We start from the raw sequence: 24,044 nt of genomic DNA, 5'->3' as shown, positions 1-24,044 counted from the left end.
TCAGCCCATCAACTCGTTCTTTTAATTACATAGCCGACCTGTTCGCGATCCCAAGCGATGCCGATTCCTTCCTCCTTCAGCTTGAACTTCTGAATCCGTTCCGTCGCAGTTTTTGGGAAAGTTTCACTGAACTGAACATATCGCGGCACCATGAAGTAAGCCATACGTTCTTGACACCAATCTATAATCTCTTCATGGGATATCGTTTCTCCTTGCCTTGCGATCACATATAATTTGACATCCTCTTCTCCTACTTCCGATGGAACACCGATGGCCGCTGATTCAAGTACTTTCGGATGATTATTCACGACCTTTTCGATTTCCCAAGAAGAGATATTTTCTCCACGCCTCCGAATACACTGTTTAATTCGATCGCAAAAATATAAGTAACCTTCCTCGTCTAGATAACCGCGATCTCCTGTGTGGAACCATCCCTCCTTCATCGCCTCTTCTGTTTTATCCGGCATTTTATAGTAGCCTTCCATGAATGTTTGTCCCTGTAACGAACGTATAAAAATCTCTCCAATTTCACCAGTCCGTGCTTCATTTCCATCCTCATTGACAATCTTCGTCTCTACGTAAGAATACGGTTTTCCAATAGAAGGCGGTTTATTGGCATTAAGTGGATTCGTTACACAAAAACCCGTCGTTTCCGTTAATCCGTAGCCTTCTATAATCCGGACGCCAAACCTCTCCTCAAACGGCTTCCAAAATTCCTTAGGAGTAGCAGCACAAGCGGTCACTCTTACAAAGTTTTCATTATCGTTTTCCTTTTCTGGTTGCTTACAGAGAATAGGAATCATAGATCCTAAAGAATTAAAAATGGTTGCGCCATGATCACGAATTTCATCCCAAAATCTAGAAGCACTAAATCGCTTTCCAAGAGCAATCGTCGCATTGGAAGAAATAGCACCGAGTACTGTATGGGCCTGGGCGTTAATATGAAATAACGGTAGAGCTGTAAATAAGATATCTCTCGAACCCGCGCCAACCATATAGGTGGCAAATGACTGCGCAGAATTTACATAGGCAGAATGACTTAACATGACCCCTTTAGGTAATCCAGTCGTTCCAGAGGTATAAAGGATACTGTTAATAGAAGAATATGAAACAAATTCAGCTGGAAGATGATGATTATTTGTATTCAGTACATCTTTTAATTCGATTACGAGCCGTTCCTTACCATCGCCTGTTATAATTGTGTTCTCATTATTTCCGTAAACGACAATTTGAATTTCCCTTTGTATAAATGGCAAACAAGACGCTATTTGAGGAACAAATTCCTTATCAACGATAATTAGCTTACAATCAGAGTGAGATAAAATATACTGCAAACCTTCCCCTTTTAAATGCACATTCAGAGGCACTGCAATTGCTCCCATAAAAGATAAAGCAAACCATACATCCAGATATTCAGGAGTGTTATGAAGCATAATGCAAACTTTGTCATCTTTTTGAATACCGAGCTCACATAATCCCGCTGCGGCTCTTGCAATTCGATGATAGAGCTCCTCATACGTAACCCTCTGTTCTTCAAATTGTAAATACACCTTACTCGGTGTTTTTTCGATACTTTGCATAATAAAATGTGGCAAACTATGATTTTCCAGCATTGACTTCCATCCCCTTCCTGCTAAACTCTTTTTTATTTATATAGCAAGAAACATGCCAAAAATCGACTCATTTCCTCTTCACTTATTTCATGAGGGATATACCCTGTGTCTTTCTTACATGATCGCTATCATATGTCGCATTTGTGCTACAAATATTAACAATCGTGTCGCATCCATAAGAAAATGTCGCAAAATAGAGACAGTATTTATTACTGCAAAACAAACAAAAAAAGGGCCTGTTTGCCCTTTACTTTCCTTCATGATATTCCGTATCTTTCTATTTTCCGATACAAGCTGGCCCGATGAATCCCTAAAAGCTCAGCTGCCTCTTTTATATTTCCAACTGTTTTTTCCAAAGCCCTCCTAATCGCACGTTTTTCAGCAGCTTCCACTTCCTCCTGCAGTGAATAACTCATCTCATTCTGCTCTTCATCTATCGCATATATTTCAGGATATAACTCTTCTTCCAAATCTTTTTTCCGCAAATAGACAGGAAGATGATGCACTTGAATAATCATTCCTTCTATAACATTCATCGCTCGTTCTAACACATTCTCTAGCTCCCTAATATTACCTGGCCAATTATGCTCCATGAATATATCCCATACTCTCTCATCCAATGAAAGAACGTTACTCCCCAGCTCCCCGTTCAATTTCTGAATTAAGAATTCCGTAATATGTATCATATCTTCCTTTCTCTCTCGTAAAGGAGGAATATCAATCGCAAACACATTTAACCTATAATATAAATCCTCTCTAAATTCCCCTCTTTGCACCATATCACGGAGATTTCGATGTGTCGCCGCAATGAAACGGACATCAATCTTTTGAATTTTCGTACCACCAATTCTTTCAATCTCTTTCTCTTGCAACACACGAAGCAACTTCACCTGCATGTCCAAAGACATATCACCAATCTCATCTAAAAACAACGTTCCCTTATGGGCTAACTCAATCTTCCCGGGCTTACCACCTTTTTTCGCTCCTGTAAAAGCCCCTTCTTCGTATCCAAACAATTCAGCCTCCAAAAGATCCCTCGGAATTGCAGCACAATTCAAACGAATAAATGAATCACTAGCACGCGGACTTGCACGATGTACCGCATGCGCAAAGAGCTCCTTTCCTGTACCACTCTCTCCTCTTATCAAAACGGTAGACCGACTTTTAGAAACCTTCAAGGCCATCGTTTTGACTTCTTTCATTTTCATACTCTCTCCTATAATGCTTTGAAAGGACAACCTACCTTCTTGCAGCCGCTGTAATTCAGTTTGATAGTAAGATAACTTTGATTCCATTGCACTAATCTGATCCCCTAAAGCTTTAAACTGTTGTATATCATGAAACATAATTTTACCAATCGCACCAATAATCTTACCTTCCTTAACAATAGGTATACGAGTTGCGATAATATTCCGATTACTTATACGCTGGATATGCCCAATTTCTACCTGACCCGTCTTTACGATAATATGCATCCTCGTATTCTCAACAACTTCCGTACAATGCTTACCAATCGCTTCCTTCGGATCATCAATCCCTAAAAATTGTGCATAAGAACCACTTAAAAAATTGACTATTCCTTGTTCATTTACCCCTAGAATACACTCAGATAGTAAATTTAAGGCATTTTCATACCGACTGATGATGCTTTCTAAGGACTGTATACTTCTTCTCTTACTTTCCAGAATGATAATTGACCCGTCTTCTTTCCCACTCTGATATACACTTGATTCATTCACAATAAACTCTTGGTTGCCAATCTTACACTCGTACTTGTACAAACTATCATTTTGTTTTTTACGATCAGGAATAATCGTTGATATGTGCTTACCTATTATTTCATTTTCTATTTTATGTAACATGCTACAGAATCGTTGGTTGCTGAATGTTATAATTCCATCATGACTTATAACAGCAATTCCATTATTCATTACCTGAAGAGCCTGGCTAGTTAACTGCAAATTCATTCTTTCAACCTTATGCATTTGAAGCCCCCCTATCAAATTGTGCTCTTTCTCGCATGTATTATATATTCATTTTAAACATTTACTTTCCCTCGGATCTTCCGTTTGAAGTAATAATTTTTTGAACTAGAAATATAGCTGATTAGCCGGTAAGGTCTGTATCGACACTGGGCAAATCGGCTATTTGCAACCTACAGCAAAGGAATATTTTCCGCTTATCTTTGATACCTAATGAGTTTAGTAAAAAGTAAAAAACAGTTGACAGAGTATCTTCCATCAGCTGTTTTAATTACGAATATTGGTGATGAAATCCATAATTATTAGGTTTTCTTTAGCATATAGTCTTATCCGAAAGCTTCCAGCTAAACCATCTACCATGGCCTTCTGTTTCTCCAACTGTTTCACAATATTCGTTTCCGTTAATATAATAATCCATATGAAGGTCCCGGTCCCACATGTTGTTATAAAGGTGGCATACATCACGTTTTGCACCGATTTCTTGAATTTGATTTTCTAGCTTACGTTTTACTTGTTCAGGTATTTGATTTGCAACGTGTGTATGAAAAATGCAAATAACAGCATCTTCGCTTATTTGATTAATGATAGATGGCAATAGCTCCACACCATCTCCTTCTTTTAATTGGACAGATTCCTTTTTTACTAAAGATGCTGCTTGATCAAACATTTTAAGCCTTTCTTTATGTTCCGGCCAAATTAGTGCACGTAACCATAAATAATCTTCCTCATTATGTAAATCATTCACATGTAAATCAAGCCCAACTCTTTCTACGACAGGTGGACTTTGTTTTAGAAAACGAGGTACGTTCTCCCCCCTTATTTCAGAGGTTACATGCACATGCGAACTTATATTTCCGTATGTTTCATCTGTCCCATACGAATAACGATATTGGTCCCAGAACAGTTGTAATCCAGAGCTTGTCCCAATTTCAATTAATGCTAACGGTTTCTTCACTTTGTTAAATATGTAGCAGAAACTTGGGTATAAGTACGCACAGCGTCTTACTTCATTCGTTTGAACGAGTTTCGTTTGTAATAACGTAATGATTTCTTCTCGGTACTTCTTACAAAAATCTTTAAAGTGTTCAAAAGCTTTATCTAAATTTGTAGTAACATTTTCAACTAAGCTACTATAATACACTTTTAAATGATGGTCTTTACCTTTTAGCAATAAATAATGTACTGCGCCTAATAATAAATTTGGGATTGGTTGGCCTGTTTGAGCATAAGAAGATAGTGTAAGCACTTCCTCATCTTCAGCAATGTTTATTGATAAATATTCATATAAATCACTTGATCCTTTACATTCCTTTATTGAAAAGTTTCGAAATAAGTTTGCGATTTGTTCTTGTGTACGCATTGGTATCCCACCTTTTCATTTTTCTGAATAATCTTACCATTAATGGGAATAAAATTCTATAAAAAGGTATACTCCCTAACCACTTAGGGGTACGTAAGCTTTTTCGAGATAATTTCAAACTGTGATTTTTTCAATTCATGAGCTGAAAAGTGCTTGTTAAATAAGAATTTTAGCAAATACAACACTAAATAGTTTAAAATTATCAGATAACACTAGATATTTTAGTCTATTAATTATTATAATAGAGTATGAGATGGTTATATAATTGAGACAAAAAAGGTATACACCTAGGTGGGGCCTAGGCGGTGTTTTCAATTTTACGGCTTAGACATAAAAAAACACCTACTCTTTTTTGCCAATATAGGGGATGGAGAGATTATCATGAGCAACATGCAGCAAAAAACAGACGTTATCTTAATCGGTGCAGGAATTATGAGTGCAACATTAGGCTCATTGCTGAAAGAATTAGCACCAGAATGGGAAATTAAAGTTTTTGAAAAACTCGCGAGTGCCGGGGAAGAAAGCTCTAATGAATGGAATAATGCAGGTACAGGGCATTCTGCGCTATGCGAACTTAACTATACTTCCGAAAAATCTGACGGATCTATAGATATTAATAAGGCTGTAAAAGTGAATGAGCAATTCCAGCTTTCAAGACAATTTTGGGCATATCTTGTAAAAAGAAACTTAATTCGCAACCCGCAAGATTTTATTATGCCACTACCTCATATGAGTTTAGTACAAGGTGAAAAAAATGTAGAGTTTCTAAAAAATCGTTTTGAAGCGCTTTCAAAAAATCCACTATTCCAAGGAATGGAATTTTCTGATGCTCCTGAAACATTAAAAAAATGGCTTCCACTCATTATGGAAGGCCGTACATCGAATGAAGCGATCGCTGCAACAAAAATTGACTCTGGAACAGATGTTAATTTTGGTGCATTAACACGCATGTTGTTTGACTACTTACAAACTAAAAATGTCGAGCTAAACTACAAGCATAGCGTTGAAAATATTAAACGCACAAAGAACGGTTTGTGGGATGTAAAAGTACATGATATGAACAGTGGAAAAATCGAGCATCATACTGCAAAATTCGTCTTTATTGGCGGTGGTGGTGGTAGTCTACCTCTACTACAAAAGACTGGTATTCCTGAATCAAAACATATCGGTGGATTCCCAGTAAGTGGACTATTTATGGTATGTAAAAATCAAAAGGTTGTTGAGCAACATCATGCAAAAGTATACGGTAAAGCTAAAGTTGGCGCTCCGCCAATGTCTGTTCCTCATCTGGATACAAGATATATAGACAATAAAAAAGCTTTACTGTTTGGACCATTTGCAGGTTTTTCACCTAAATTCTTAAAAACTGGTTCAAACCTTGATTTAATTGGCTCTGTAAAACCGAATAACGTCTTAACGATGTTAGCTGCTGGTGTAAAAGAAATGGGATTAACAAAATACTTAATTCAGCAAGTTATGTTGTCACACGAAAAGCGTATGGACGAATTACGTGAATTCATTCCAAATGCAAAAAGTGACGATTGGGATATTGTAGTTGCTGGGCAACGTGTGCAAGTAATTAAAGATACTGATGCTGGCGGTAAAGGCACGCTTCAATTCGGTACAGAAGTTGTCAGTGCCGCTGACGGATCAATCGCTGCGTTACTTGGCGCTTCTCCAGGTGCTTCTACTGCCGTTCACGTCATGCTTGAAGTATTAGAAAAATGCTTCCCAGGCCGTATGCTTGAATGGGATTCAAAAATAAAAGAAATGATCCCTTCTTATGGCATTTCACTAACTGAAAATCCAAAGCTATTCCAAGATTTACACGCTTCCACAGGACGTGCACTTGGATTAAACGAAAAAGAAACTGTTCATAATTAATGAAGAGATCAAAAAACGTCCGAATATATCGGACGTTTTTTCGTTTCTAGAAATTGTACTTATCAATATTATCCTTTGTAAATACGACTCGTTCTGGAAGTACGATAATTCCGTTTCCTTCCGCCTCATAGTCATATCCCTGAATAGAGTTTGGCTCTACCTTCACTTTGCCAATTCCTTTTACTTCGAAGCTATCCCCTACTTTTAGCTTCTTTCCTTTTACAACGATTTCATTTGCAACATACGTAGCGAGAGCACCTTGTTGTTTTACATCCCATAGTCCGAATTGCTGTACTGTTCCTCGTTTTACATAATCACGCATAACGTTTGGTGTAGAGAATCCAGTTACGGCTACCTTTTTATCCATTTTCAAATTTTCAGCTGCCTGTGCCATTGCCGGAAGTGCCGTTGCATCTGGACAAATAACCGCATTAATATCAGGATACGTTTTTAATATATTCTCCCCTACTGATAACGATTTTTGTGCATTATTTTCACCATATTGTGTTGTTACAATTTCCCAGTTTGGATATTTCTTTTTAATAATTTCTTTCGCTTTCGTTACCCATTGATTTTGATCTGTTACTGTTGGGCTAGAATAAAAGAATGCGACTTTTCCTTTATCTCCGATTTGCTTTGAAGTCATTTCAATTAATAAGTTTGCAAGTTGGTCCGGCGTTCCTTGGCTTATATAAAAAGAACGATCTTTCGGATTCACATCAGAATCCCACGTTAACACCGTCATCCCTTTTTTCTTAGCACGTTGTAATGATTGTGAGAGACCATCCACTGACGTAGATGAAACCATAATCGCATCATAGTTTTGATTAATGAAATTGTTTATATATTTTACTTGCCCTGAAACACTCGCTTCAGACGGTCCATCATACTTCACTTGTACGCCTAACTTATCCCCCATCTCTTTTGCTCCTTCACCGCCCGATGTGAAGAAACCAACTCCAGTTAATTTAGGAATGAATGCAAATTTCACATCATCTGCTTTTTTCTTATCTTCCGTTTGACTAGAGCAAGCAATTAAACCGATTAAACAAATACATACAATCAATACAATCCCCAGTTTTCTCTTCATGACATTTCCCCCTTATGCAAATTCCTTCTTTTCCCCATTGTGAATAGATGTAATTTGAAATGTCTCATAATAACTGAAAGAATAAGGATAATACCAATTACTACATTTGATTGTTCATTTGTTAAACCTGTCATTTGTAGACCGTACTGCATAAGTCCAATGAAAATACTAGCAAGTACAGTACCAAAAATACTACCTTTTCCACCTGTAATAAGTGTCCCGCCTAATACGACTGCCGTTATGATTGGTAAAATTGTTTCACTTCCAATATCAGCACGTGCGGAACCGAAATATGCAGTTAAGAACGCTCCCCCTAATCCACCTCCTAACCCAGAAAGTATGTAAGCAATGATAACTACTTTTTTCGTTTTGATCCCAGTATACTTCGCTGCATTTTCATTCGCCCCTGTTAGTTTTACATGGCGCCCATATATCGTTCGGTGAAACAATACCGTAAAGGAAACTGTTAATAATATGAGTAACCATAATAAATTTGGTATACCTATACAACTACCATTAGCTAGTTGTACATAAGCTTCAGGTAAACCACTAATCCCTTCGTATCCGGAAGCACCTGATCCTCCTGAAATGACGAGTGCAATTCCGCCATATAAAAACATTGTTCCGAGTGTAACAACAAGTGGTTCTACATCTGTCATTTTTATAATGAATCCGTTTAAAGCACCTGCTAAGCAACTAATTATTAGAGCAATTATGACAGCTAGCAAAATAGTTATTCCGTTCATCCATATCACACCAATCAAAATCGAAGTGAGCCCCATTATAGAGCCAACTGATACGTCAATTCCTCCTGTTACAATAACGAAAGTCATTGGTACCGCCGCAATTGCTATAAATAGAAAATCATTTGTACTAAAAAGGAGATTACTTACGTTTAAGAAATCACTATTTAGAAAACTAAAGAGAATGAATTCTATAAGAAGCAATACGATTAGAACGCCTTCCCATCTGTAAAAATACTTCATAGATTCATCCTCCTTTCTGATTTCCACTTTTTCATAACACTATCCAATATGATGATAAGTAATAATAAAAAACCTGAAATAGCATTATTCCAAAATGCCGGTATCTTTAAAAAGACGAGTGAACTGCTTATTGTTTCTAAAAATAATGCTCCTAATGCGGCTCCAAATATAGATCCTGTTCCTCCTTTTAAATGAATCCCTCCTAGTACAGCGGCGGCGATTACTTGTAATTCTAATCCTGTACCTGTTTGATTTGGAACGAACCCGATATTCATAACAAATATGCAACCAGCAAGCCCGGCACTTATGCCTGAAATCATAAAAGCGTATATCTTTACTTTATTTACAGGTATTCCAATAAGTCTCGCACCGTCTTCATTATCACCAACCGCATAGAAATACCTTCCGTATGGTACTTTCATTAAAAAGAAATATAGTAGTAATAAAATAATAAGAATACTCCATACTGTGATTGGCAAGCCAAGTATAACGAGGGATGACAGCTGCTTAAAATCGTTTGGAATATCTTCAATCCACTTTCCGCCTGTGAAAATTAACATCGCACCTCTAATGATTCCTAGCATGCCTAACGTCATAATGATGGCCGGTACCCGAAACTTTGCCACACCAATCCCGTTTACGAAACCGATAATAGCGCCAAGTAAAATAGCAGCAAGTATAGACAAAAATGCACTATAGCCATTCGTTAACATCATTCCGCAAACCGCCGCGCTTATGCCCATAATCGAGCCAACTGATACGTCTATATTTTTCGTAAATAAGACGAAAGATTGGCCAATTGCTAGAATGACTAAAATAACACTTGATTTCATTACTAAAGATAATGAGTTAAATTGAACAAAACTAGGATTTATTATTCCAACAATAACTATATAAATGAATAGTAACAATACGATAGACGTCTCATGCATTTTAAACAAACGCTTCATTCTGTTACACCTCCGTATGCAAGGCGTGTAACTTCATCCGCACTTATTTGTTCTTTCTCCAAACTAGAAACAAATTGCCCATTTCGCATTACATATACACGGTTTGCTAATTGGACAATTTCCTCTACATCTGAAGAGATTAATAATATGGCAAGTCCTTCCCTCTTCATTTCTTCTATCGTCTCATACACTTCAAGCCTTGCTTTCGCATCAATTCCACGCGTTGGTTCATCTAGAATAATGATTTTCGGATTACATGCGAGATATTTCGCAAGCACGACTTTTTGCTGATTACCTCCTGATAAAGATGCAAGTTCTTCATTCATATTCGGTACAACAATTCGAAACTGTTCTATAAACGATTTTACTAAAGCGCTTTCTTTTTCTCGATTAATAAAAAAGTTCTTACTTTGCTGTAAACTTGCTGCTGTCATATTTTCTTTCACAGATGCAATTGAAAAAATCCCATTTCTCGCCCGATCCTCTGGAACGTAAACGAGTCCTTCGCTTAGCCTTTTATGTAAAGAGCATGTATCAATTGATTTTCCTTCTAATAAAATAGAACCTGATTGTATAGATTTCAATCCGAATATCGCTTCTGCTAGTTCTGTTCTACCTGATCCAACAATGCCAGCAATACCTACAATTTCTCCAGCATGTACAGTTAGTGATATATTTTCGAATGCGTGACCATTCACATCCATCACTTCTAGTATTTTTCCCGTCCTTTCTGTTTCTTGAACTACTTCTTTTTTCTCTTTTTGTTTATACCCTTTTGGCAATAATCCCTCCATCAGTATGTCGTATGTATAGTCACATACATCCCCTTGGTTTGTAATCATTCCATCGCGTAATATCGCCACCTTATTAGCAATTTCAAAGATTTCTGGAAAGCGATGCGTAATGTATATCATCCCAATTCCCTTTTCTTGCAAACTTTTCAGCAACACAAAAAGACTCTTCATTTCGTGAGTTGTTAATGTCGATGTTGGCTCATCTAAAATAAGAATCTCGGCTTCTCGTATTAATCCTCTAACGATTTCTACTAATTGTTGCTGCGCAATGGATAACGATCCTCCTAGCTCATTAAGATCAATATCCCAACCTAAACTGTCAATTAATTGCTGAACTTTTACCTTTAGTTTCTTTCTAGTCCCCTTTAGTCCAATACATATATTTTCTTCAATGGTCATATGCGGAAAAATGAGAGGTTCTTGTGGTATTAAGTAAATACCTTCTCGATGTGCTTCTTTTGGATTTGTAAACTGCTGCCTCATACCTTTTATATACATTTCTCCACTATCATACGAATATAACCCCGTTAATATTTTCATTAATGTTGATTTTCCAGCACCATTTCCCCCAACTAAAGCGTATATATCACCACGCTCTACTTGTAAGTTCACTTCTTTTAGTACAAGTTGATTTGAAAACGCCTTACTCATTTTCTTTACTTGTAATAAGGGCACGTTCTCCACATGATGTCACCTGCCTTTATGCAGAACATTTTTTGAGAAAATGATTATTTGTTCTACTTGTTTTGTAGCATTGTATATTCCTTTTTTCATATCTAGAACACTTTTTTCACCAGACTATTAATCGTTTCAACTGGAATAAACAAAATATACGGCACATATGTTTAAGCATTGGCCAATTGTTGAAAGGGATGAAGAGTATGTCACAGCTGAACTTTGAAGAAAATTTATTAACAAAAGTAGCTTGGTACTATTATAAAGATCAATTAACACAACAAGAGATCGCTTCACTTCTTCACATTTCAAGAAATAAAGTGGTTCGGTTATTAGATAAGGCACGCAGTGAAGGAATCGTGACATTTCACATAAAAGGAACTGGTTTACACTGTTTAAGCATTGAACGTGACCTAATGAAAAAATTTCATTTAAAAGATGCTTTCATTATCCCTACTCCAATAGACGATTATGCCGCTTCTCTCGGAAAAGCTGCTGCGCAATATTTAGAAAACCAGCTCCAGCAAGGGGATTTACTCGGGATTGGCTGGGGCGAAACGATAAGCAAAATGCTGGAAAACATTCATTTTGAAAGTTCTATAAACCTTTCAATCGTAACACTAACAGGCGGAGTAAATCATTATCTCCCGAGAAAACAAAACTATTTACACTACATGCAAGGCGATCTTCACATTATCCCTACGCCGTTTCTAGCATCTACAACTGAAATGGCACAAAGCATTCTATCAGAACCGAGTGTGAAAGATATGCTTCATGTCGCTTCACTTGCTCAAACAGCAGTTGTCGGTATTGGCGGTTTATCTCAAGATGCCACTATTGTGAAAGAAGAAAAATTAACACTACGTGAAATGACATATATTCGTAGCAAAAACGGTGCTGGTGATATTTTAGGACAGTTTTATAATACGAATGGCAGTTTATTAGAGCTTCCACATCACAATCGCCTAATTGGCACGCCTCTCTCTATTTTGCGCAATATGAATCATATCGTTGGTGTTGCTGGAGGCATTCATAAGATAGATGCCATTTTTGGGGCTTTAAAAGGGAAATTTATTCATACATTAATTACTGATGAAGAAACAGCGCTCTCTTTATTACGAAAGGACGGTGATTCTTAATGTCTACTTTATTAGCTTTCGATGCTGGCACAGGAAGCATTCGAGCAGTTCTTTTTGATTTACATGGCAATCAAATTGCAGTAAGTCAAAAAGAATGGATTCATAAATCTGACCCTCGTTACCCAGGCTCTATGAATTTTGATGTGAAAGAAAACTGGCAGCTTGTACAAGAATGCACGAAAGAAGTTATGCAAAAAAGTAATACATCTCCCTCTTCTATTCAAGCTATTAGCGCTACAAGTATGCGTGAAGGTTTCGTTCTATACGATAAAAACGGGCAAGAAATATGGGCCTGTGCAAATGTTGATGGACGCGCATCCGCCGAAGTTAGTGAACTAAAAGAAATCCGCTCACATCTCGAAGAAGATTTATATACAAAGTCTGGGCAAACCTTTTCATTAGGAGCTTTACCTCGCCTACTTTGGATTAAAAAACATGAACCCGACGTCTATAGCAATATTCTTTCTTTTACGATGCTAAATGATTGGATTTTATATAAATTAAGCGGCGTACTACAAATCGATCCTTCCAACGGATGTACGTCTGGTATTTTTGACTTACAAAATAGAGTTTGGGCTAACGATGTTGCTAAAGAGTGCGGTTTAATTCTGCCTTTTTCACCAAAAGTAAATGAAGCTGGCACTGTGATCGGTAATGTTACGAAAGAGTGTTCCGTATTCACTGGTTTACGGGAAGGGATTCCTGTCGTCGCTGGCGGCGGTGATGCACAAATGGCATCACTCGGAACTGGAGTCGTGAAACCCAATCAAACACTAATATGCGGGGGCAGTTTTTGGCAACAAGAAGTGAATATTACAGAGCCTATAACGGATCCACATGCCGCAATTCGTGTAAATTGTCACGTCGTTCCGAACCTATGGCAATATGAAACGATCGCCTTTTTCCCTGGTCTCGTTATGCGCTGGTTTCGAGATGCTTTTTGCCAAGAAGAAAAGAAACTCGCTGAAAAACTCGGTGTAGATGCATATGAATTATTAGAAGAACAAGCGAAAGATGTTTCGGTCGGATCACATGGCATTATCCCTACTTTTTCAAACGTCATGAACTACATTTCTTGGCGTCATGCCGCACCTTCTTTTTTAAATTTAAGTTTAGACGCTGACAAATGCGGTAAGAAAGAAATGTTCCGCGCTATTGAAGAAAATGCCGCATTCGTTACACTTGGCAACTTAAAACTAATTGAAAATATTACAGGTACGTTCCCTTCCGAAGTTATTTTTGCTGGCGGCGCCGCTAAAGGAAAACTATGGCCTCAAATTCTTTCAGACGTACTTGGCATTCCTGTAAAAGTACCCGTTGTAAAAGAAGCAGCTGCGTTAGGAACTGCAATTGCTGCTGGAGTTGGCGCTGGAATATATAATTCGATGGAAGAAACGGCTGAACAGTTTGTACAGTGGGAAAAAACATTCGAACCAGTCACTGAAAATCACGAACTATATAAGGAATTCTATGAAACATGGAAAACTGTGTATGACAGTCAGCTCGCTTTAGCCGATAAAGGGCTCACCTCACATATGTGGATTGCGCCCGGTGCTCTGTAACACTTTACATAAAGTGAAACTTTAATCAGTGGGGTTTTTGTTCCTCCCCCACTAATTATTAGCCCTCACCAATCGGGCGTTTACGGGCAGCCCGACTCTCACCTAACTTCTTTGCTCCAGCCAAATTTTAAGATGGGAGTTTTACTGCCCGTTAATTCGGGATAAAGGAGTGAAATGTATGTTAAAAGCGAATGAAAATGACTTCTCCTATCGCTTCGGTGATAACGGGCCAAAATATTTAATACAAGGTCCGAATATAGATCTTGGTCTTGTTGTTATTCAGCCTGGGCAAGAATTTCAAAATCATTACCATACAACGTGCGAAGAAGTTTTTTATGCGTTAGAAGGTGAAATAGATTTCTATGTAAATAACGAAAGAATTCCAATTAAACAAGGTGATGTCCTGCAAGTTCGTCCTCATGAATCTCACTATCTTATTAACCATTCTGATAAACCTTTTAAAGCTGTTTTTATAAAGTCACCACATTTACCAAATAAAGATACGGTACAAACGGAAAATCCAACATTAACGAAGGAGTGATTACCCATGACTTGGGGATTTAAAAATCGATTAAATACAATTTTACCTGATGGCAGAGCGGTAATGTTAGCAATCGATCACGGTTACTTTCTAGGACCAATTCACGGACTAGAACAACCACTTGAGACAGTTAAAAACTTACTTCCTTATACAGATTCTCTCTTTTTAACGCGTGGTGTACTTAGCTCCTGTATTCCTGAAAACTGCAACACACCAATGGTAATGCGTGTATCCGGCGGAGCTACTGTCATTGGTAAAGATTTAGCGAATGAAACAATTGTTACACCTGTAAAAGAAGCAGTTAAACAAAACGCAATTGGCGTCGGCGTTTCTGTTTTCGTCGGATCAGACTATGAAACACAAACCGTTACGAATCTCGCAAACGTAGTTTCAGAAGCTCACGATTACGGCCTGCCAGTTCTCGGTATTACCGCAGTCGCAAAAGAACTACAAAAACGTGAAGCTCGATTTCTAGCACTTGCGTCCCGCGTATGCGTTGAAATGGGCGCTGACATTATTAAAACGTACTACTGCGAAGGATTCGAAAAAATTACGAGCACATGCCCTGCACCAGTCGTCATCGCCGGCGGACCGAAACTAGATTCAATCGAAGACGCATTAAACATTACGTACAATGCGTTGCAAGAAGGTGCAATCGGCGTAGACATGGGCCGAAACATATGGCAATCTGAACATCCAGCTGCGATGATTCAAGCGATACATGGTATTGTGAAGAATGGATTGAATGTGAAAGAGGCGCTCCAGTTATATGAAGATGTAAAAAATTAATGTAAAAAGACTTACTATGTATTTTGTTCAGTTAAAAGGTGTAAAAATTCATTTGACGCTCAAAATACACAAAGAAAAGGATGGCAAGTGCCATCCTTTTTGACATATATTGAACTTTTACTGTTACTAATGTACTGCCTATGTAATAACCTAAAATCTTTAATCAATCTTTACTTTTATAGCTTTCGTAGCAACAAAAGTTTTAATATGCTTATCTAATATCCTTGTTCCACCAAAATCATCCTCATAAAAACCCGTTATTACAAAACCAGCTGCAACTTGCCCTTGGATCTGGTCTTCTAACGTATGAGCATATTCTATTGTTTGATTTGAATTGATATAATCTTGAACTTCATCCTCTGGCAAATAATCCAATGTTGATGAAGGGATTGAATGTTTCACATCAAGAATACCATTTCTCTCTTGGTTATCATCAAAAATCCATAGTAAAGGATTTGTAAATCCAGAAATAAGAATACCTTTATTCTTTAAAACCCTTGAAATCTCATTCCATACAAGATGAACATCTTTTACAAATAAATTAGAAACAGGATTTACGACAATATCAAAATATTCATCTTCAAAATCACTAAGGTTTGACATATCTCCTTGCACTGTTTTTAAAGTTAATCCATCCCGTTCCGCTACCTTTTCATCTTGTTCCAATTGCTTCTTAGATATATCAGTAACTGTTACATCTGCTCCAGCAGCAGCCAAAACAGGCGCTTGTTGCCCTCCACCTGATGCTAAACAAAGTATCTTTAACCCTTCTAATGACTTTGGAAACCAATTTCTAGGAACTGATTTCTCCGTGGTGACTGTAATTTCCCATTCACCTAATTTACTTTTTTCAATAACCTCGCTACTTACAGGTTGAGTGTACCTAGAACCTTCTTCAACCTTCTTATCCCATGCATTACTATTTTGTTGTGTAGTATCCATTACGATTATTCCTCCTAAATATCTTGTTGCATTTAAAGTGTAACAAGTTTAACTGGTTACACTCTTATCCTATTGACCTGCCAATAGTTAATAAATGGTAGTCTATTATTATTTTAACGCATAAATATTTTATTTTCCTTACTTTTCAAATAATTTGTTATATTTTAAAAATATTGTTCGTTTCAGTTATAATTAAATGGGAAAACAAAATAAAGGAGGAATGATCATGAAACGAATGACTTTCGAACGCTCTACCGATTTTTACGATGAACGCTTATTTACTATCGATGAAAAATTTGCGCCCTATTAAGAACGAAAAGAACTTTCAAACAATTATGCTTGATGAGCATCATTACGTTTTGAAACTTTCTTACCTTCTCTATAATCAAGGCAAGACACTTCAATTAACAATCCATTAAACATTGAAAAATAAAACCCATAACTACTACCTCTCATTGCATACGGCTCCTTGTCTATTTCAATGCCCCCAGCTACTAAACGATTATATGCTTGATCAACTTCACTTGTAGTTTCCACTAAAAAACCAATATGAAAAGCTTCCGGATACGTAACTTCCTTACTCCCCTTAAATGCTTTCGGATCACTTAACACAAGTATAAATCCACTCTCATCACTCATCACTACAAGCGCCTTTCCCTTTTGTTCCAAAAATTGAAAATCAAAAAATGTTTCAAAGAAATGTCTCGCTTTTGATAAATCATCAACGCATAAATTTAAATGATTCAACTTCATTCACTCATCTCCTTTTAAACAATGGTTATACGATAGTATATTGACCCATATTAATAACCCCATAATAGTAAAGGGGTTGTATTCAAATGTTCATTTTGTAATAGTCTAATACCTTTTTTTATCGTCTAGAACATTTTTTCAATGAAACATTTAAAATACAGTGAATGAAATTATACGAATGTCTTGGAACAGAGTATCTATTTACCAATTAAAATTAGCAATTATGTTCGTTTTATTATTTACTCTCCAAATTCATTAACACCCACTCCATCAAGAAAATTGCTGAAGAGATACGCTCTCGTGTATCCCCTAAAAACACTTTACTTATCATCTCGTCAAAACGATTCGGTCTATTAGATAGCGTTTGTATATACTTCAAAACAGATCCAGCTGGAGGTACTGGCTTATTTTTAATAGCCTATATTCCTTCTAACAATGTCCAAATTGACGTATGAACTATGTATGAAGCTTTTAACTCATCGTTTGCTTTAAGAGCAGACTGAATTTTAATGAGCGAACTATGCAACTAATGAGAAATGCCTTTCACTTTGTCGCTAGAAACACGATAGTTTTCAAATTCATATGTAGCTATTTCCTTTAACTTTTTTAACTCACCGCTTTTATCGAACAAAATTCCCCCTTCTAAAAATGAGTATAGTTCCATCGGATTGTTTTTAAAGTTTACTTGTATTTGATTAACATCTGCATACTTATATTCAACTAATATACCTGCTCTTGTTTCGGTATAAAACTCTTTCTTTTGTCCATCCGCTAAAAGAATATAGAAGTCTAAATCCGATTCAGGATATGCATCTCCTCTTGCGACAGATCCAATTAACATTAATCCGCTTACTTTATCTATAGCTAAACATTCGCTTAAGATTGTCTGTATTAATATTTTATGTTGTTCATGTTTAATAAATAATTGGAATTCTAACATTTTTATCCTCCAAATATATTATTATTGAAGTTATTTGTGACTTTAACATATTTACTTCTTTTACACCTTTAATCCTCTCCCTACTTATTCAACAATTGTTAGTTCATATTGTAATTTAAATAAACATATCGAGGTGAAACATGGGGAAATTTAATTTCAAAAAATGTTTGGACATAGAAGGACTATATGTAGTAGAGACTAAAATATTTTCAGATGACAGAGGATACAATTTAGAAACATACAATTCAAGCGATTTTAAAAAAGCCGGTCTTGATATGGAATTTGTTCAAGACAATCAATCCATGTCTAAAAAAGGGGTTATTAGAGGTTTACACTTTCAAAAAACATATCAACAAGGAAAACTAGTGCGCGTCATAAGCGGTGAAGTATTTGATGTGGCCGTTGATATTCGAGCAGGATCTAAAACATATGGAAAATGGTTTGGTGTTGTGTTATCGGCTGATAAGAAAAATATGTTATATGTTCCAGAAGGATTTGCACATGGGTTTTTAGTTCTTTCTGAAACAGCTGAATTTGCTTATAAGCTATCTGATTTTTATCATCCTGAAGATGAAAGTGGTATTTTGTGGAACGATGCAACCATTGGAATTAATTGGCCAATTCCACAAGGGATGGAGATTAGAACATCAAAAAACGATAATAATCGTCCTACTTTTAATGAAATAATAGCATTAAAGCCTAAAAGAGGTTAACCCAAGTAGCTATTCAGCTACTTTTGGGTCAGCCTCTTTTTCATTATATATTACGACTGCTGATAAGCCGCCTTCGATGATTTCACATAATAAACACCATGTTCAACGTTAATAATATGATCAGGTTTTGGTTTACCACGGCTCGCTCTATGTCCAGCTAAATGTTCTTCACTCGTTTCCCAGTTTTTCCATGCTTCTTCAGATTCCCAGCGAATCATTACGACTACTTCTTCGTCTCCGCGTCTTACTTTTTTCACGAGAACACTTAAGTCGATGAAGCCTTCAAATTTTTCAATAATACCTTCTCCAGTGAAATGTTCTACAACTATATTTGATGTACCTTCTTTTACTGTAAATGTTTTAGTTTCAATAAACATATTTTCCACTCCTTCTTTGTAATACGAATACTAGTATTCTTCTATTATAATTGATTATGATAATTATTTTCAATTAAAAAGTTTTAAATTTTTAGAATTATGCAGATTTCTCTTCAATCGGCTCATCTAAAAATTTAAAATACGGAAGTAATATCCCGATTAAAGAAGTGACACATATAATCGAACCGATGATAAAGTATAATACTCTCACTCCCCACATTTCACTCAGTATGCCGCCTAATAACACACCTAACGGCATAGCAGATCGTATGAAAAATAATCGCACTGAAAATACTTTTCCTATCATATTGTTTGGGACTGATTGTTGGCATATTGTCGTGTTATGAGTATTGAAAAATGCAATGCAAATACCTGCTATTACTTCAATTACTATCGCAATGATAATACTGTGAGTAAGCCCTATTGAAATGTATGTGAGCCCCCCTACAAACAATCCTCCAAGCATAAGTATACGCCGACTTTTATATGTTACTTTTCCGACTAGTATGGATCCAACTACATAACCAAGCGGGAAACCGGCCATAAAATAACCAAACTCCGCATATCCAGCTGACAGTTCATCTTTTATATAAGGAAGATTTGTGACCATTGTTACTCCTACTCCAAATTGAACGAAAGTAAGAAAGACACCGAGCCAAACGATAATTGGTTTTGTGAAAAAATATGTAAAACCGTGAAGAAACTGTTCCAGCCAAGTTTTTCTTAGTTCTTGTTTTACCCTTGTTTCTTTTATAAAAAATAACAAACCGCCACTTATAAATAAACAAGTGCAAACAAAAAATATCGTTAATTTGAGCCCGATAAATTTAATAACGATACCACCTAATACTGGCGCAAGAAACATCATAAGACGAGTCATTCCATCAATATAGCCATTTGCATCTTGAAGGTGCTCTTTACTTACAATGCTCGGTGTAATTGCTTGACTTGCAGGTGTATAAAGCGGAGTAATGAGCCCGATTACGATTTGAACGACGTACACATGCCAAACCTCTATACTGCTACTAATTAGCATGATGAATGGTAGTAAGAAAACCGTTGCCCGCGCCCATTGAGAAAAAATCATTATCCACTTCCGGCTCCATTTATCAATAAATGGTCCACTTATTAATTGCAGTATGAGAGACGGGATAAAATATAATAGCCACATACTGCTTAATGCTGTTTTTGACCCTGTTAACTCATATACTAAAATTGAATTACATAACGTCCCAAAAGCCCCGCCTAATTCTGAAATTGCACTACCAATCCACATATAAAAGAATGAACGGTTTTTCAATACACTCTTCACTATAGCGCACCAACTTTTCTATTAAATTCCTCCCTTTATGTACATTCTCGTTGTATATTATCTATTCAAAAACGCTTCTAATTCTTTCGCTAACGACTGCACTGCTTTCTTCCTCAATACATATTTTCCATCGTGTATATCAACTAGCTTAGCTGAACGTAACAGTTTCAAATGATGATGTACTGTCGATTTACCAAGTTGCAATCTTTCTGTCATTTCCTGCAATGTACGTTCTTTTTCAAACAACATTTTTACAATGCGTAATCTTGCTTCATCCCCAAGTGCTTTATGCTTTTGAACTAAAAAATAATTCGGTTCATACGGATCTTCAGGATGAATGCTTTCATTCGCAACTGGATAATGAAATACTTTCGTATCTTCAATATCCGCTTCAATATTCCACGGTCTATACGTCATTTGCGGAATAAGGAGTACGTGATGAACACTTGGCTCTGGCATATAGCTCACGCCACCAGTGGCCCACTCGACAAACTCTTCTTGTTTCATTTTTTTATTCATTTCATTCTTTGCTTCATAGTCTCGTTTTAATATAGAAAGTAGTTCTTCTTCCTCTTTCTTAATAATGCTCTCATACCAACCTGTCATAACAGCGATTAAATGAGATTTCAGCACTTGCACATCAACATCACATATAAAACGAATATAAGTAGAGAAAAACTGATGTTCTTGTGTCAGTTCCATTAGTTCATGTATTGCAGCTACGTTTCCACTTGCCGCTAAAATTCTTTTTTCTTGATACTTCTCTCCTAAAAACGGTAAACATGTATACTTCAAATCTTCTTCTGAAAGTGAATCGATTTTAGCATTAAACTGCGATAAATCGTGAAAATCTTCTTCATACAACAACTGAAGCAACGCTTTCCACGTATTATGTTCTTCGACAAATTGTAAGTGCTCTCTCATCTCTTTTATTAATGATTGTCTAATTTCTTCCCATTCACTTTGAGACTTTTCAAGGGTATCAATTAACCTTTTATGAGTAATCGCTGCAATGCCAAGTGCACATTCGAAAAGTATCGAATATTTTACTTGCACATTATAAGTTTCCCTTTTCCTACTCGTTACGTGAAAGACTTCCATTTTATCCCCTCCTTGTTTGCTATGTATTGAATTCTATTTTTTTCGAATTAAACCTTCTATTTTTTTGAAATTTTAAACTTTTTATACTTACAATCCTTTAGATTTAATAATTCATTGAACGTAAAAAAACGTAGTTTAGTTGTAAACTACGTTTTTTATTGATTATAAATTTTTTGATCGTAATTAAAATTCATTCACCGCTTATCGATTCATCTGTGCATCATTTAATAGCACAATTATTCCACTTAACATTTCTTCTGTAAAAGCACCTGCGCTAAAGTTCACTAACGCTCGTAACGGCATGTAGTTTAGCATAGCACCCATCATTTCAGAAGTATCACTATCCCCTTCAGCCATACTACCAAACGGGCTGTCTTTTAATGCCTTTTCCATAATTTCTTTTGCAATTGGTGCTAAAACTTGGTCCGCAAATATGTCTCCTAGTAAAGTATTACGATGTACTGGTTTTCGAATTATAGCCGTTGATTGAACATATATGCTATCATGTAAAATTATCTCTCTTGAAGACTTTCCTACTAAAATTTCGAATTCACCTGTTTCAACATGCCAATCTTTCAATTCAACATTATAATAAGCAAATGATCTTTTATTTAAAGTAAAGCTAACCGTTTTTTCTTCTCCCGGCTGCAATTCCACTTTTTCAAATCCTTTTAGTTCTTTTTCAGGACGAATCATTGTGCTTTCAACATCTTTTATATAAAGCTGAACAATTTCTTTACCTGCTGTACTACCAATGTTTTTCACGTTTACACTTACAGAAACAGTCTCTATATCCTTTATTTCTTTCTTATTAATTGAGAGATTACTATACTCAAAGTTTGTATAGCTTAACCCAAAACCAAATGGGAACAATGGTTCAATATTTTTCGTATCGTAATAACGGTATCCTACGAACACGCCTTCTTTGTATTCCACTTTGTCACCTTCACCAGGGAAGTTTAAGTAAGAAGGGTTATCGCTTAAAACTTTCGGGAATGTTTCCGCTAATTTTCCGCTTGGATTCGCATCACCAAATAATAAATCAGCAATCGCTCCGCCTAATGCTTGACCACCTAAATAGCCTTCAAGTATTCCTTTTACTTTACCTATCCAAGGCATTTCAATTGGTGCACCGTTACTTAAAACTACAACGATATTACTTTGAACTTCAGCAATAGCCTCAATTAATTGCACGTGATTTTCTGGCATCTGTAAATGTTTTCGATCAAAGCCTTCAGATTCATAACGATCTGGAAGTCCAACGAAAAGGACCGCTGTATCTGCTCGCTCTGCTATTTTTTTCGCTTCATTAACCATGCTTTCATTTACATCATCACTTGCAATATCATAACCTTGGGCAAACAATATGTTCGTTTTTTCACCTGATACCGTTTCAATTTCTTCGAGAATACTTTCAAGCTTTGTTGGATTAATATGAGAACTTCCACCGCCTTGATAACGTGGTTGCTTTGCAAATCCTCCAATTACTGCTACCGTTCCCTCTTTTTTCAATGGAAGGATGGAATCTTCATTTTTTAACATAACCATACTTTCACTTGCAACTTCTCTTGCAAGCTGATGATGCTCGTCCTTACTATATATAGCGTTTTCTAATTGGTTATCAGCGGCTTTAAAAATAATGTAAAGAAGACGCTCAACTGCTTGGTCAAGCTTTTCTACACATAGCTCACCACAATTAATTGCTTCAATAATTTTCTTCTCACCAATTCCAAAGCTTGAAGGCATTTCTAACTCCAAACCGTTCGCTAAACTTGCGACACGCTCATTTACTGCGCCCCAATCAGATACGACAAAGCCTTCAAATCCCCATTCATCTTTTAAAATATCATTTAACAGATAGTTATTTTCCGAAGCGTATTCCCCATTTATTTTGTTATAAGCACTCATTACTGTCCATGGCTGTGCTTCCTTAACGACATCTTCAAAGCTAGCAAGATAGATTTCACGCAATGTCCTTTCATCAACAATTGCATCTACAGACATTCTGCGATGCTCTTGATTATTAGCAGCGAAATGTTTTAATGATGTTCCAATTCCTTGGCTTTGTACGCCTTTAACATGATTTACAGCCATTTGTGATGATAAATACGGATCCTCTGAAAAATATTCAAAGTTTCTTCCGCATAGCGGCGAACGTTTAATATTTGCACCTGGTCCAAGTAGAACACCTACATTTTCCGCCTGACATTCTTCTCCTAGCGCAACTCCTACTTCATTTATTAAGTCTTTATTCCATGTACTTGCTAATCCTACTGCTGATGGGAAACAAGTCGATGGAATACTGTTATAAATCCCTAAGTGATCTGCTCCTTCTGCCTGTTTTCTAAGCCCATGTGGCCCATCAGTTACCATAATAGAAGGAATTCCTAATCGCTCAATCCCTTTTGTATTCCAAAAGTCTAATCCAGAACATAGACTTGCCTTTTCATCTAATGTCATTTGTGAAATGATTTTCTTAATATCCCTTTTCATGGTAGCCCTCCTAAAAATAATTAAGTAAACGCTTTCTTAAGGTTATTA

Annotated in this window: 19 protein-coding genes and 1 pseudogene; 6 read left to right on the top strand and 14 right to left on the bottom strand. The window is 36.5% G+C overall.

All coding sequences use genetic code 11. From position 1 onward, the window contains the following. Positions 1–8: 8 nt before the first annotated feature. From COC96_RS05880 to COC96_RS05870, 3 genes are all read right to left on the bottom strand, one after another. The gene (locus COC96_RS05880) at positions 9–1,613 is read right to left on the bottom strand and encodes an ATP-dependent acyl-CoA ligase (protein ID WP_098266368.1); all 1,605 of its coding nucleotides are present in this window, start codon (positions 1,611–1,613) and stop codon (positions 9–11) included. Positions 1,614–1,870: 257 nt separating this feature from the next. Further along, positions 1,871–3,598: a sigma 54-interacting transcriptional regulator gene (locus COC96_RS05875; RefSeq protein WP_098768480.1), complete on the bottom strand. Its 1,728-nt coding sequence runs from the start codon at positions 3,596–3,598 to the stop codon at positions 1,871–1,873. 310 nt (positions 3,599–3,908) lie between these two features. Next, positions 3,909–4,955, bottom strand: a complete 1,047-nt coding sequence (locus COC96_RS05870; protein ID WP_098768479.1) for a DUF2332 domain-containing protein — start codon at positions 4,953–4,955, stop codon at positions 3,909–3,911. A gap of 381 nt (positions 4,956–5,336) precedes the next feature. On the opposite strand from COC96_RS05870, the gene COC96_RS05865 reads away from it, so the two are divergent. After that, the gene (locus COC96_RS05865) at positions 5,337–6,839 is read left to right on the top strand and encodes a malate:quinone oxidoreductase (protein ID WP_098768478.1); all 1,503 of its coding nucleotides are present in this window, start codon (positions 5,337–5,339) and stop codon (positions 6,837–6,839) included. 46 nt (positions 6,840–6,885) lie between these two features. Here COC96_RS05865 and lsrB read toward each other — a convergent pair whose 3' ends face one another. From lsrB to COC96_RS05845, 4 genes are read right to left on the bottom strand one after another with little or no spacing between them, the layout of a single operon-like run. Continuing rightward, positions 6,886–7,929 carry an autoinducer 2 ABC transporter substrate-binding protein LsrB gene (gene lsrB, locus COC96_RS05860; protein ID WP_098768477.1) on the bottom strand — a complete coding sequence of 348 codons (1,044 nt, stop codon included), beginning with the start codon at positions 7,927–7,929 and terminating at the stop codon, positions 6,886–6,888. Continuing rightward, positions 7,926–8,915 carry an ABC transporter permease gene (locus tag COC96_RS05855; protein WP_142339959.1) on the bottom strand — a complete coding sequence of 330 codons (990 nt, stop codon included), beginning with the start codon at positions 8,913–8,915 and terminating at the stop codon, positions 7,926–7,928. Before COC96_RS05855 ends, lsrB begins: the two co-directional genes overlap by 4 nt. Beyond that, a complete protein-coding gene (locus COC96_RS05850) occupies positions 8,912–9,865 on the bottom strand; it encodes an ABC transporter permease subunit (RefSeq protein ID WP_098266364.1) in 954 nt (317 codons plus the stop codon). Before COC96_RS05850 ends, COC96_RS05855 begins: the two co-directional genes overlap by 4 nt. Further along, positions 9,862–11,343 (bottom strand): sugar ABC transporter ATP-binding protein, encoded by a 1,482-nt coding sequence (locus COC96_RS05845; protein WP_098768475.1) that lies wholly within the window; start codon positions 11,341–11,343, stop codon positions 9,862–9,864. Before COC96_RS05845 ends, COC96_RS05850 begins: the two co-directional genes overlap by 4 nt. Before the next feature lie 179 nt (positions 11,344–11,522). Between COC96_RS05845 and COC96_RS05840 the strand changes: the two genes are divergently transcribed. The 4 genes from COC96_RS05840 to lsrF all read left to right on the top strand — a co-directional run bounded on the left by COC96_RS05840 (position 11,523) and on the right by lsrF (position 15,365). Next, positions 11,523–12,473 (top strand): sugar-binding transcriptional regulator, encoded by a 951-nt coding sequence (locus COC96_RS05840; RefSeq protein ID WP_098266579.1) that lies wholly within the window; start codon positions 11,523–11,525, stop codon positions 12,471–12,473. Next, positions 12,473–14,035 (top strand): autoinducer-2 kinase, encoded by a 1,563-nt coding sequence (gene lsrK, locus COC96_RS05835; RefSeq protein WP_098768474.1) that lies wholly within the window; start codon positions 12,473–12,475, stop codon positions 14,033–14,035. Before COC96_RS05840 ends, lsrK begins: the two co-directional genes overlap by 1 nt. Positions 14,036–14,213: 178 nt before the next feature. After that, positions 14,214–14,576, top strand: coding sequence for a cupin domain-containing protein (locus tag COC96_RS05830; protein WP_071711834.1), 363 nt, complete (start codon positions 14,214–14,216; stop codon positions 14,574–14,576). Positions 14,577–14,582: 6 nt separating this feature from the next. Next, on the top strand, positions 14,583–15,365 hold the full coding sequence (gene lsrF, locus COC96_RS05825; protein WP_098768473.1) for a 3-hydroxy-5-phosphonooxypentane-2,4-dione thiolase: 783 nt from the start codon (positions 14,583–14,585) through the stop codon (positions 15,363–15,365). Positions 15,366–15,524: 159 nt separating this feature from the next. Here the strand turns inward: lsrF and COC96_RS05820 are convergent, their stop codons facing one another. The 3 genes and pseudogenes from COC96_RS05820 to COC96_RS05810 all read right to left on the bottom strand — a co-directional run bounded on the left by COC96_RS05820 (position 15,525) and on the right by COC96_RS05810 (position 18,000). Continuing rightward, a complete protein-coding gene (locus COC96_RS05820) occupies positions 15,525–16,307 on the bottom strand; it encodes a class I SAM-dependent methyltransferase (RefSeq protein WP_098768472.1) in 783 nt (260 codons plus the stop codon). Positions 16,308–16,640: 333 nt separating this feature from the next. Next, complete coding sequence (locus tag COC96_RS05815) at positions 16,641–17,060, bottom strand: VOC family protein (RefSeq protein WP_098768471.1); 420 nt, start codon at positions 17,058–17,060, stop codon at positions 16,641–16,643. A gap of 235 nt (positions 17,061–17,295) precedes the next feature. Then, positions 17,296–18,000: pseudogene (locus tag COC96_RS05810) on the bottom strand (nucleotidyltransferase domain-containing protein). A gap of 140 nt (positions 18,001–18,140) precedes the next feature. Between COC96_RS05810 and rfbC the strand changes: the two are divergent. Continuing rightward, positions 18,141–18,713 carry a dTDP-4-dehydrorhamnose 3,5-epimerase gene (gene rfbC, locus COC96_RS05805; protein ID WP_098768470.1) on the top strand — a complete coding sequence of 191 codons (573 nt, stop codon included), beginning with the start codon at positions 18,141–18,143 and terminating at the stop codon, positions 18,711–18,713. Between the two features lie 50 nt (positions 18,714–18,763). Here rfbC and hmoA read toward each other — a convergent pair whose 3' ends face one another. The 4 genes from hmoA to COC96_RS05785 all read right to left on the bottom strand — a co-directional run bounded on the left by hmoA (position 18,764) and on the right by COC96_RS05785 (position 23,996). Next, positions 18,764–19,090 carry a heme-degrading monooxygenase HmoA gene (gene hmoA, locus COC96_RS05800; RefSeq protein ID WP_071711829.1) on the bottom strand — a complete coding sequence of 109 codons (327 nt, stop codon included), beginning with the start codon at positions 19,088–19,090 and terminating at the stop codon, positions 18,764–18,766. Positions 19,091–19,187: 97 nt separating this feature from the next. Continuing rightward, positions 19,188–20,402 carry an MFS transporter gene (locus tag COC96_RS05795; RefSeq protein ID WP_098768468.1) on the bottom strand — a complete coding sequence of 405 codons (1,215 nt, stop codon included), beginning with the start codon at positions 20,400–20,402 and terminating at the stop codon, positions 19,188–19,190. A gap of 57 nt (positions 20,403–20,459) precedes the next feature. Beyond that, on the bottom strand, positions 20,460–21,503 hold the full coding sequence (locus COC96_RS05790) for an ArsR/SmtB family transcription factor (RefSeq protein WP_098768467.1): 1,044 nt from the start codon (positions 21,501–21,503) through the stop codon (positions 20,460–20,462). A 201-nt stretch (positions 21,504–21,704) separates the two neighbouring features. Further along, on the bottom strand, positions 21,705–23,996 hold the full coding sequence (locus tag COC96_RS05785) for a glycoside hydrolase family 3 C-terminal domain-containing protein (RefSeq protein ID WP_098768466.1): 2,292 nt from the start codon (positions 23,994–23,996) through the stop codon (positions 21,705–21,707). Positions 23,997–24,044: the final 48 nt, after the last annotated feature.

The sequence above is a fragment of the Bacillus cereus genome (assembly GCF_002577405.1).
GTDB classification, from domain to species: domain Bacteria; phylum Bacillota; class Bacilli; order Bacillales; family Bacillaceae_G; genus Bacillus_A; species Bacillus_A cereus_AU.
The sequence above is the reverse complement of the archived record's forward strand: the minus strand, read 5'-3'. Positions and strand labels throughout refer to the sequence as shown.

Bases quoted from the DNA above. Each gene is read 5' to 3' on its own strand.
- rfbC (WP_098768470.1), top strand. From the start codon at position 18,141: ATGGGGAAATTTAATTTCAAAAAATGTTTGGACATAGAAGGACTATAT.
- lsrF (WP_098768473.1), top strand. From the start codon at position 14,583: ATGACTTGGGGATTTAAAAATCGATTAAATACAATTTTACCTGATGGC.
- COC96_RS05880 (WP_098266368.1), bottom strand. From the start codon at position 1,613: ATGCTGGAAAATCATAGTTTGCCACATTTTATTATGCAAAGTATCGAA.
- hmoA (WP_071711829.1), bottom strand. From the start codon at position 19,090: ATGTTTATTGAAACTAAAACATTTACAGTAAAAGAAGGTACATCAAAT.
- COC96_RS05870 (WP_098768479.1), bottom strand. From the start codon at position 4,955: ATGCGTACACAAGAACAAATCGCAAACTTATTTCGAAACTTTTCAATA.
- COC96_RS05850 (WP_098266364.1), bottom strand. From the start codon at position 9,865: ATGAAGCGTTTGTTTAAAATGCATGAGACGTCTATCGTATTGTTACTA.
- lsrK (WP_098768474.1), top strand. From the start codon at position 12,473: ATGTCTACTTTATTAGCTTTCGATGCTGGCACAGGAAGCATTCGAGCA.
- COC96_RS05820 (WP_098768472.1), bottom strand. From the start codon at position 16,307: ATGGATACTACACAACAAAATAGTAATGCATGGGATAAGAAGGTTGAA.
- lsrB (WP_098768477.1), bottom strand. From the start codon at position 7,929: ATGAAGAGAAAACTGGGGATTGTATTGATTGTATGTATTTGTTTAATC.
- COC96_RS05785 (WP_098768466.1), bottom strand. From the start codon at position 23,996: ATGAAAAGGGATATTAAGAAAATCATTTCACAAATGACATTAGATGAA.
- COC96_RS05875 (WP_098768480.1), bottom strand. From the start codon at position 3,598: ATGCATAAGGTTGAAAGAATGAATTTGCAGTTAACTAGCCAGGCTCTT.
- COC96_RS05855 (WP_142339959.1), bottom strand. From the start codon at position 8,915: ATGAAGTATTTTTACAGATGGGAAGGCGTTCTAATCGTATTGCTTCTT.
- COC96_RS05790 (WP_098768467.1), bottom strand. From the start codon at position 21,503: ATGGAAGTCTTTCACGTAACGAGTAGGAAAAGGGAAACTTATAATGTG.
- COC96_RS05865 (WP_098768478.1), top strand. From the start codon at position 5,337: ATGAGCAACATGCAGCAAAAAACAGACGTTATCTTAATCGGTGCAGGA.
- COC96_RS05830 (WP_071711834.1), top strand. From the start codon at position 14,214: ATGTTAAAAGCGAATGAAAATGACTTCTCCTATCGCTTCGGTGATAAC.
- COC96_RS05815 (WP_098768471.1), bottom strand. From the start codon at position 17,060: ATGAAGTTGAATCATTTAAATTTATGCGTTGATGATTTATCAAAAGCG.